Raw genomic sequence first — 8,695 nt, 5'->3', positions numbered from 1 at the left:
GGACTCGCTCAACGGTCGACCACGCAAGACACTCGGCTATCTGACACCATCGGAGAAGTTCGCGGAACTCGTTGCGACCACCGGTTGAATCCGCCGATCCTGTTGGCGGCGTCCTCGTTTTTCGCGCGGGAGCTCGACCCGCGACTGCCGTGGTAGTTCAGTTCATCGACGATCATCGTGACCGGTTCGGGGTCGAGCCGATCTGCCGGGTGCTCACCGCGCATGCCGTGCCGATCGCCCCGTCCGGGTACTACGCGTTCAAGAAGCGTGCGCCGTCGGCGAGAGCTATCGCGGACGCGGAGTTGATCGTGCAGATCGAGCGGGTGTTCTGGGACCGCAAGCTGGGCCGCGGGATCAGCGGAGCCCGGAAGATCTGGCGGCTGCTGCGCCGCGAGGGCATCATCGTCGCCCGTTGCACGGTCGAAAGACTCATGCGGGAGCAGGGGCTGCGCGGGGTCCGTCGTGGGAAGCAGTTCATCACCACGAGAGCGGACGGGGCGTCGTTCCGGCCCCCCGATCACGTGCAACGCTGCTTCCGCGCGGACCGGCCGAACGAGCTCTGGGTCGTCGACTTCACGTATGTGCCGACGTGGTCGGGCATGGCATTCACCGCTTTCGTCACCGACGGGTTCTCGCGGAGGATCGTGGGCTGGCGGACCATGGACCGGATGTCGACCGATCTGCCCTTGGACGCGCTGGAGATGGCGCTCTGGGTCCGAGACCGGGCCGGTCAAGACGTCGCGGGAGTGATTCAGCACTCGGACGCGGGAGCTCAATACACCCTCGCCGAGAGCGTCGTCGGGCTCTACAAGACCGAGTGCGTGAAGATCGACGGCCCGTTCCGCACCGCCGATGAGCTCGAACTCGCCACGCTCTCCTGGGTGCACTGGTTCAACGAGAACCGCCTGCACTCATCGATCGGATACCTCACACCCATCGAGAAGGAGAACGAGTACTACCGTGAGAACAACCCCCAGCACCAGCCGGCGCTGGGAGAACTCGCCCTCCACTAAACCCGGGGCGATTCAGGGACGTTCGCCAGCTTTTTCATCACTTCGCCGAAGATTCGGTCAATCGCGGGGTCAGGGCGGCCAACGCCGCCACCAGCGACCCACCCACCATCAACCACGAGGTTGGACCCGGTGACATAGTCGGCCTCGTCAGAACACAGGTACACCGCCGCCATAGCGATGTCCTCGGGCCGCCCGATGCGCGGGTTGAGCAGCGACTTCTCGACCGGCTCGCGCCCTCCGGCCTCGAGAAGCGAACGCGTCGCGGGGGTGTCGATGAACCCTGGCGAGACGGTGTTTACGCGAATGTTCCACGGTGACAGCTCAACAGCAAGATTGGTCGTCAGCCGCAGCACGGCACCCTTGGCCACGTTGTGCACGAGGTTGCCCGCGACGTTGCCGGGCATCGCCGAGCCGACCATGGCGGCGACCGATCCAGTGTTGAGGATGACGCCGTGGCCCTTGCGCTTGAATACCGGCAGCGCTTTCTGAATCGCCAGGAACAGGATGGTGACCTCGTTGGTCATGTCAAAGTCCCAGTCAGCGCGAGTGAGGGACTCGATGGTGCCACCTCGTACGCCTGAGGCGTTGTTGTAGAGGATATCGAAATCGCCATACGCCCCTACGGCAAAGTCGATCCAGTTCTGGACAGCAGCTTCGTCGCTCAGGTTGAGCGGCTGCATGGAGACCATCTCGCCTCCCTCCGCACGCACCAGGTCTACGGTCTCTTCGGTGAGTTCAGCCTTGAGATCGCAACCCACGATCTTGGCGCCTTCGGCAGCGAAGGCGAGCGCCGCCGCCCTGCCCTGTCCGTCGGCGGTTCCGGTGATGAGAGCTACTTTGCCCTCGAGTCGTCCTGCCATGATCTATACCTTTCGTCCTGCCATTGGTGCTCTTCTGGGTTGTGGAGGGGCGCGAATCACGCGCCGTCGCACACTGCTCAGCGGGCTCTCCAGCTCAGACATCGCTCTGAGAGAAGGACCCTCGAATGACGCCCGCCTCTTGCGGAGTGCGACGCCAATTTCGCGCCGGTCCTGGCGTTCTCGAACTCCCGTCACCACCTGCCACGCCCGCTAGTGAAACACTAGTCACTACGAAGGGGTTCGAATAGGGTGGCGGGATGATCGAAGTGACGGGCACCCGGCAGAAGGACGCTTCGCTTTCGCGGTCGCGACCCCCTTGTGAGCAGGTCGCTGAGTTGGTGTGGTCGGTTCCTGTCGACTGTCCGTTCCCGGTCCGCTTTACGTTCTCGTATCTGCTTGCGAATGCAGTCGGTGAGTTTGTTGTCGTGGATCCTGGCTGGAGCAGCGCGACCGGCCATGCACACCTGATGGCGGGGATCGAGTACGCAGGTCTCGACTCCAAGTCGATGGTCGGGGTCGTCATCACCCATTTCCATCCGGATCACCTTGGCGCGGCGTTTGAACTCGCTGACATGCATGGGGCGTGGCTTGCTATGCATCCGCGCGAGAGTGACTTCTTCGCAGACGTGGGTCTCGACGAACTCATCGAACGCGAAAGGGCGTTTCTTGTGTCCTGCGGGCTGCCATCAGACATCCTCAACGGGGTCCTGTTGCACCCTGAGCAGTACTTGGGCATGTTTCCTGGCGTTCGCCCGAGCAGCCTGAAAGTTCACCACGGATCCGCGATCCCGCTCGCCGGCCGGGATATCACCATCGTGTGGACTCCGGGGCATACCGCGGGGCACATCTGTCTCCTTGATCACGATTCTCGCCTGGTGCTGACGGGCGACCACGTCCTGCCCGGAATCACTCCCAACATCGGCGCCGAAGCCAACGAGCCAGACCGGGACGCCGTCGCCGAGTACTTCGCGTCGCTCGAGGCAGTTGCAGTGTGGGATGCGTGGGAGGTATGCCCAGCCCACGAGTACCGATTCCGCGGCCTGGCGGAACGCTGTCGTGAGCTGCGAGACCATCACCTCGAGCGAGGACTGGAAGTGCGTACCGCGTTGGCGGACAATCCTGGCGCGACAGCGTGGGACATCGCACAGATTCTCACCTGGTCGAGAGGCTGGAACAGCCTCGACGGTCATAACCTACGGGCAGCCGTCGCCGAGACGCGATCACATCTCAACCACATCGCGGCAACCGGTCTGCGCACCCTCGACGCCGAGCGTGCGCATGCTGGCATCGATTAGGAGCGTCTCCAGATCGCCGCGCTCGAGCGCGGGGCGATAAAGCAGTACGGAGTGAATGACATTGATCGCCGCTTGAACGAGGACCTGCGATTCCGCCGCGCTCAGTTCGGGACGCAGCGAAAGTAGCGTCTCCTGCCAGATGCCGACGTAGGTTCGCTGTTTCTCACGAAGCCGGCTCAGGTCGGCGGGCGGGAGGTTGCGCGCCTCATTGAGGTAGACCTGGTAGAGCTGTCGTTCGTCCATCGTGAACTGCACCTGCGCCGTCACGAGATGTTCGAGGGTCCAGATCCCGTCACCAGCATGTCGCAGCGAGTCCTCAGCATCGCAGATCAGTCGATCCATTACGCGATCAAAGAATTCGAGGAGGATCGCCGGCTTACCGTCGAAATGCCGGTAGATTCCTGAACCGACGATGCCCGCCTTGGCGCCAATGTCGCTCAGGTTGGCCATGTGGTATCCGTGCTGTGCCATGAGGGCGGCCGCCGCGGTCAGGATGCGCTCACGACGCATCGGGTCTCGTACCCGCGCGGGCTTCTCCGCCATTTCGGCACCTCCCCTGGGTGGATCGCCCCAATTATTTCGGGAGAGACTCTACCGCGGTTCGAGGGAACGTTTGTCTGTCGGGGGAACTGCAATGGCGAAGGGGCTGTCGTTTAGAGAACGCAACAGCGCCCGGATGCCCTGGGTGAGCGCTCGAAGATCGTCCAGAGCGAGCCGGCTGAGGGGGGTGCGGCTGAGCTCGGGCCTCCCCACTAGCAGCCGCCGGACGGTCTCTCGGCCGGTCGCGGTGGCCGTGACGCGTCGGACGCGATGGTCCCGAGGGTCGATGGTGCGTTCGACCATGTTTTGTGATTCGAGGCGGACGACGATCCCCGACATCGTCGCAAGCGAGACGCCGGCGGTCCTGGCGAGCCCCTGAATCGTGCTTCCCTCGGGCTCGGTGACCAGCAGCGTGAGCACCTTCAATTGCTGCATTGTGAGACGCAGGGCGAGCACGGATTCGATGATCTCGGGGGCGAGCGATGTTTCGAGGTCCTCCTGCATGCCGAGCAATTCCGCCAGCAGTGCCTCGCGTTCGAGCCTGTCATCGGTGTCCACGTTCTTGAGCGTATCCCTGGATCGTTCTCACAGACTCGGCACAGCCGACGATGCGTAGCCTTCGGCTAAGCTTCGCTTGAAGCAGATCTCGTTCTCGGGCTCACGTCCGCACCCTTCTCACGTCGACCCTCCGGTGGTGCTCTCTTGTTCCGTCTTGCCCGTTTCAGTCTTGCCAATCGCACGCTGGTGGCCCTGGTCACGCTGTTGATCGCCGCGTTCGGTGTCTTCTCGATGACGCAGCTCAAGCAGGAGCTGATCCCGTCGATCGAGCTGCCGCGAACCACCGTGGTCACTGTGGTGCCAGGTGCCAGTCCTGAAGTCATTGACGAGCAGGTGAGTGTGCCGGTCTCTCAGGCCGTCGCGGACCTGGACGATGTCGAACAGGTCATCGCGACGTCATCGTCGAGCATGTCGATCGTCTCGATCGCGTATGCCTACGGTACCGACGTTGACGACTTCCGCGCGTCTGTGGAACAGGCGATCGACTCGATCGCTGCGGCGCTTCCCAGCGGTGCCGAGCCGAACCTGGTCGCCGGAAGCACCGCCGACATCCCGGTGATCTTCATGACTGCCTCCGCGGCCGACCAGGACCTGCCGACGCTGTCGGCAACGCTCAGCGACACCGTGGTCCCCCGCCTGGAGGCAATCGAGGGCGTGCGCTCGGCCGCGGTGTCCGGCGGCGCGGTCGAACGGGTCGTGATCAGCCCCGATCAAGCCGCTCTCGCGGCGAACGGACTGAGCGTGCAGGCGATCTCCCAGACGCTGCAGGCAAACGGGATGACACTCCCTCTAGGTTCGGTGAGGGACGACGGTTCACTGGTTCCAGTGCAGGGCGGCACGGCGGTCGTCTCCACCGAGGCCATCGCGGCGCTGCCGATGGCGAGCCAGACCCAACCGGGCGTGGTCGTCACCGTCGGCGACGTCGCCACCGTCGACCTGGTCACTGAGGAACAGACCTCGATCACCCGTATGAACGGTGAAGAGGCGCTGTCGATCTCGATCACCGCGAATCAGGGCGGCGACGTCGTCGCAATCTCGCACACCGTAACCGACGCGGTCACCGAGCTGAGCGATGAGATCCCCGGGCTCGAGCTGACGATCGTGTTCGATCAGGCACCGTTCATCGAAGAGTCGATCCAGCACCTCGCGATCGAGGGTCTGCTGGGCTTGCTGTTCGCGATCATCGTGATCCTCGTCTTCCTGCTTTCGGTGCGCGCGACAGTGGTCACGGCGATCTCGATCCCACTGTCGGTGCTGGTCACCTTCATCGGACTGAACCTCGGTGGCTACTCGCTGAACATGCTGACGCTGGGAGCGCTAACGATAGCGATCGGACGCGTGGTGGACGACTCGATCGTCGTCATCGAGAACATCAAGAGACACCTCTCATACGGCGAGGAGAAGGTACACGCGATCCTTGCGGGCGTTCGCGAGGTCGCTGGCGCGATCACATCATCGACACTCACGACGGTGGCAGTGTTCCTGCCGATCGCCCTGGTCGGTGGCCTGGTTGGGGAGCTGTTCGCTCCGTTCGCACTGACCGTGACAATCGCGATGCTCTCTTCGCTGCTGGTCGCGCTCACCATTGTGCCGGTGCTCTCGTACTGGTTCCTGCGTCAGCCGAAGGACGTCGCGGACCCCGAGGCGGTGCGCGCCGCCGCCGAGGAAAAGGAGCACAAGAGCTGGCTGCAACGCGGGTACAAGCCGATCCTCCGTGGCACGCAGAAGCATCCGATCATCACGCTCGTCGCCTCGGGCCTGCTGCTGGTGATTACGGTGTCGCTCGTGCCGCTGCTGAAGGTCGACTTTCTGGGCAGCACGGGCCAGAACATGATCATGGTCTCTCAAACGTTCCCGGCCGGCTCTGACCTCCAAACGATCTCCGAGGGCACTCGTGACGTCGAGGACACCCTGCTCGGGATCGACGGCACCGAGGAGGTCATGCTCATGGCCGGCTCGGGCGGGGGCGCGGCAGGCGATTTCTCGGCCCTGCTCGGGGGTGGCGGGGGCACGGCGACCTTCATCGTGAACACTGACCCCAACGCAGACCAGACGGCGCTGAAGGACGAGGTGCGCGCACAGCTGGCGGAAATCGACGTTCCGGGCGACGTGAGCTTGTCGGATGCCGCCGCGATGGCCGGGGGCTTCGGCGGCTCGGTGGATGTGGTCGTGAGCGCCGAGAACGAAGCGGATCTGGCCGTAGCGGCCGACGAGGTGTACGCAGCTCTGGAGGACACTCCCCGAACGACGGAGGTCGCCAGCGACCTCGCGCCTGCACAGCCGATCGTCCAGATCACCGTCGACCGCACCGTCGCGCTCGAAAACGGATTCACCGAAATACAGCTGCTCGGCCTGGTGGGCAACATCCTGTCACCCCAAAGCGTCGGCAGCGTGACGATCGACGATGAGGAGTACAACATCTTCATCGATGCCGCCCCTGCGCCGCAGACGGTGGGCGACCTCGCGGCCATGCCCATCCCCACGCCCACCGGTCTCGTGCCGCTGACCGATCTCGCAACCGTCGAAGAAGTCACCGTGCCGACCTCGGTCACCCGCCAGGACGGCGACCTCGTCGCCACCATCTCGGTGACCCCCGCCGAGGGCGAGCTCGGTGTTGTGACGACCGAAGTCGAAGAGCGCATCGAAGACCTCGACCTGCCGTCCGGCACGACGGCCACAATCGGTGGTCTCGCTCAGACGCAGCAGGAATCGTTCCAGCAGCTCGGTCTGGCGATGCTCGTGGCGATCGCCATTGTGTTCCTCCTCCTGGTAGCGACGTTCCGCTCGCTCGCGCAACCGCTCATTCTTCTGGTGTCGATACCGTTCGCCGCGACCGGGGCAATCGCGCTGTTGCTCATCACCGGACGCCCGCTGGGCATCTCCGCGCTGATCGGCATGCTGATGCTGATCGGCATCGTCGTCACGAACGCCATCGTGCTCATCGATCTGGTCAATCAGTACCGCAAGCAGGGTCAAACCGTGCGCGATGCTGTACTCAACGGGGCACGGCAGCGACTGCGCCCGATCTTGATGACCGCCCTCGCGACGATCTTCGCCCTCACCCCGATGGCGCTGGGAGTCACCGGCTCAAGCGGGTTCATCAGCCAGGATCTTGCGATCGTCGTGATCGGCGGACTCATCTCGTCCACCGCGCTGACACTGATCCTGGTTCCCGTGCTCTACTTGATGTTCGAGCAGGGGCGGGAGCGCTCGACGACGAAGCGGACCGCCGACCACCAGGATGCGGACAGGCAGGGAGACGATCAGCACCCGGCGAGCCGCCGTGAAGCACGCACGAGCTAGGGAGCCCCGATTCCGCGGGGTGGTGATCACCCCTTCCCATCGCGTCGATCCGGCCTCTGGTCCCCGCTATGTGGATAAACCCACGGCAGGTCCATCCCCCGAGAGGCGTTGGTCATCGCGGGGCGCAGCGGCCGTCGCAGTGGGGCCCCGTGAGGGCGCCCACGGAAGCATTGAGGTGTCCGCGACGCGCAAGCCGGCCACACCCAGGACGCGGCCCTGGGAGTCGACGACGACGACCGGTGGTTGCTGCAGCGCCCCGATGAGCTGTAGATCGTCGCGATGCTCCATCCGCTTGGCCAAGCGCTGCGCAGGCACCCCGCGGAGCGCGTGCCGCGTCCGCAGCGGATGCCGCAATACATGTCCCGGCTCAGCTGGATCTCGATACCATCCCCGACGAGTACTTCCGGCCACAGGATTTGTATCCCGAGCGTTCACCCTTTCGGCGGTCGAGGAGATCCGGCGCCACCGAGCGGTCACAGAACAGTGCCGTTGACCCTGAAAGTCCACAGCAGACGAACGCGACACGCCGAAGATGTATCCACCGAAAACCCCCGCCGAAACCGGATCGCGCCGAAACCTCTGCGCTGCGTTTTCGGCGCGGTCCCAGATCAGCGTGCTAACACCCCGAGCTCGGTGACGGTGGCGGATGCCGCATCCCACCGCCGTAGCCCGCGCGCCGTGCCGGTGATCGGCTCACCGAGCAGCGGCAGCGCGCGCTCGAGGTCCGTGACCTTGATGCGGCGCGCGAGGGTGACGTGCGGCATCCACTCGCCCGGAGCGGTGTGCGGAGCGTCGTCGCCGGGACCGGCGGCCTCGTGCACGGCGGCGTGCAGCGACAGCAGCTCGGCCGACGGCACGATCGAGCGTGCGAGCACCCGCCGCTCCCCCGCGCCGAACACCACCACCGCACCGAGAGTCACGGCGAAGGCAGCCGGCAACGGCACCGACGCCAGCGACACCGACGGACGCACGAGCAGCGTCACATGCGGCGCGTTAGAGGGCGACGTGTGCGCGGCGAGACTCGACAGCCCGGCGTCGGCGAGCGCCTGCCACTCCGCGCGCACGGCGCGCTCGGTCGCGGCATCGAACTCCAGCTCGATGCTGACCACCGGCGCGCCGCGCATCG

At 64.8% G+C, this 8,695-nt stretch carries 8 protein-coding genes and 1 other annotated feature; of the genes, 3 read left to right on the top strand and 5 right to left on the bottom strand.

Going from position 1 to position 8,695, the window contains the following annotated elements; translation table 11 throughout:
• Positions 1 to 113 precede the first annotated feature (113 nt).
• Positions 114 to 242, top strand: a sequence feature (AL1L pseudoknot).
• The gene (locus AB0P29_RS15775) at positions 150 to 1,013 is read left to right on the top strand and encodes an IS3 family transposase (RefSeq protein WP_363381127.1); all 864 of its coding nucleotides are present in this window, start codon (positions 150 to 152) and stop codon (positions 1,011 to 1,013) included. It overlaps the preceding feature by 93 nt.
• On the opposite strand, the gene AB0P29_RS15770 is transcribed toward AB0P29_RS15775, so the two are convergent.
• Positions 1,010 to 1,873 carry an SDR family oxidoreductase gene (locus AB0P29_RS15770; protein WP_363381125.1) on the bottom strand — a complete coding sequence of 288 codons (864 nt, stop codon included), beginning with the start codon at positions 1,871 to 1,873 and terminating at the stop codon, positions 1,010 to 1,012. The genes AB0P29_RS15775 and AB0P29_RS15770 overlap by 4 nt on opposite strands.
• 257 nt (positions 1,874 to 2,130) lie before the next feature.
• Here AB0P29_RS15770 and AB0P29_RS15765 point away from each other — a divergent pair, with 257 nt between their 5' ends.
• Positions 2,131 to 3,168, top strand: a complete 1,038-nt coding sequence (locus AB0P29_RS15765) for an MBL fold metallo-hydrolase (RefSeq protein ID WP_363381123.1) — start codon at positions 2,131 to 2,133, stop codon at positions 3,166 to 3,168.
• On the opposite strand, the gene AB0P29_RS15760 is transcribed toward AB0P29_RS15765, so the two are convergent.
• Positions 3,094 to 3,711: a TetR/AcrR family transcriptional regulator gene (locus AB0P29_RS15760; protein WP_363381121.1), complete on the bottom strand. Its 618-nt coding sequence runs from the start codon at positions 3,709 to 3,711 to the stop codon at positions 3,094 to 3,096. The two genes, AB0P29_RS15765 and AB0P29_RS15760, sit on opposite strands and share 75 nt — an antisense overlap.
• 48 nt (positions 3,712 to 3,759) lie before the next feature.
• Complete coding sequence (locus AB0P29_RS15755) at positions 3,760 to 4,266, bottom strand: MarR family transcriptional regulator (protein WP_363381119.1); 507 nt, start codon at positions 4,264 to 4,266, stop codon at positions 3,760 to 3,762.
• Between the two features lie 144 nt (positions 4,267 to 4,410).
• Here AB0P29_RS15755 and AB0P29_RS15750 point away from each other — a divergent pair, with 144 nt between their 5' ends.
• Positions 4,411 to 7,569: an efflux RND transporter permease subunit gene (locus tag AB0P29_RS15750; RefSeq protein ID WP_363381117.1), complete on the top strand. Its 3,159-nt coding sequence runs from the start codon at positions 4,411 to 4,413 to the stop codon at positions 7,567 to 7,569.
• A gap of 66 nt (positions 7,570 to 7,635) precedes the next feature.
• Here AB0P29_RS15750 and AB0P29_RS15745 read toward each other — a convergent pair whose 3' ends face one another.
• Positions 7,636 to 7,857 (bottom strand): GMC oxidoreductase, encoded by a 222-nt coding sequence (locus tag AB0P29_RS15745; RefSeq protein ID WP_363381115.1) that lies wholly within the window; start codon positions 7,855 to 7,857, stop codon positions 7,636 to 7,638.
• 320 nt (positions 7,858 to 8,177) lie between these two features.
• Positions 8,178 to 8,693, bottom strand: coding sequence for a 2'-5' RNA ligase family protein (locus AB0P29_RS15740; protein WP_363381132.1), 516 nt, complete (start codon positions 8,691 to 8,693; stop codon positions 8,178 to 8,180).
• Positions 8,694 to 8,695: the final 2 nt, after the last annotated feature.

It is taken from the genome of Microbacterium sp. NPDC080220 (assembly GCF_040686395.1).
Lineage (GTDB): Bacteria > Actinomycetota > Actinomycetes > Actinomycetales > Microbacteriaceae > Microbacterium > Microbacterium gawkjiense.
This window is presented reverse-complemented; position numbering and strand designations above follow the sequence as displayed.

Bases quoted from the DNA above. Each gene is read 5' to 3' on its own strand.
- AB0P29_RS15770 (WP_363381125.1), bottom strand. From the start codon at position 1,873: ATGGCAGGACGACTCGAGGGCAAAGTAGCTCTCATCACCGGAACCGCC.
- AB0P29_RS15765 (WP_363381123.1), top strand. From the start codon at position 2,131: ATGATCGAAGTGACGGGCACCCGGCAGAAGGACGCTTCGCTTTCGCGG.
- AB0P29_RS15740 (WP_363381132.1), bottom strand. From the start codon at position 8,693: ATGCGCGGCGCGCCGGTGGTCAGCATCGAGCTGGAGTTCGATGCCGCG.
- AB0P29_RS15745 (WP_363381115.1), bottom strand. From the start codon at position 7,857: ATGGAGCATCGCGACGATCTACAGCTCATCGGGGCGCTGCAGCAACCA.
- AB0P29_RS15760 (WP_363381121.1), bottom strand. From the start codon at position 3,711: ATGGCGGAGAAGCCCGCGCGGGTACGAGACCCGATGCGTCGTGAGCGC.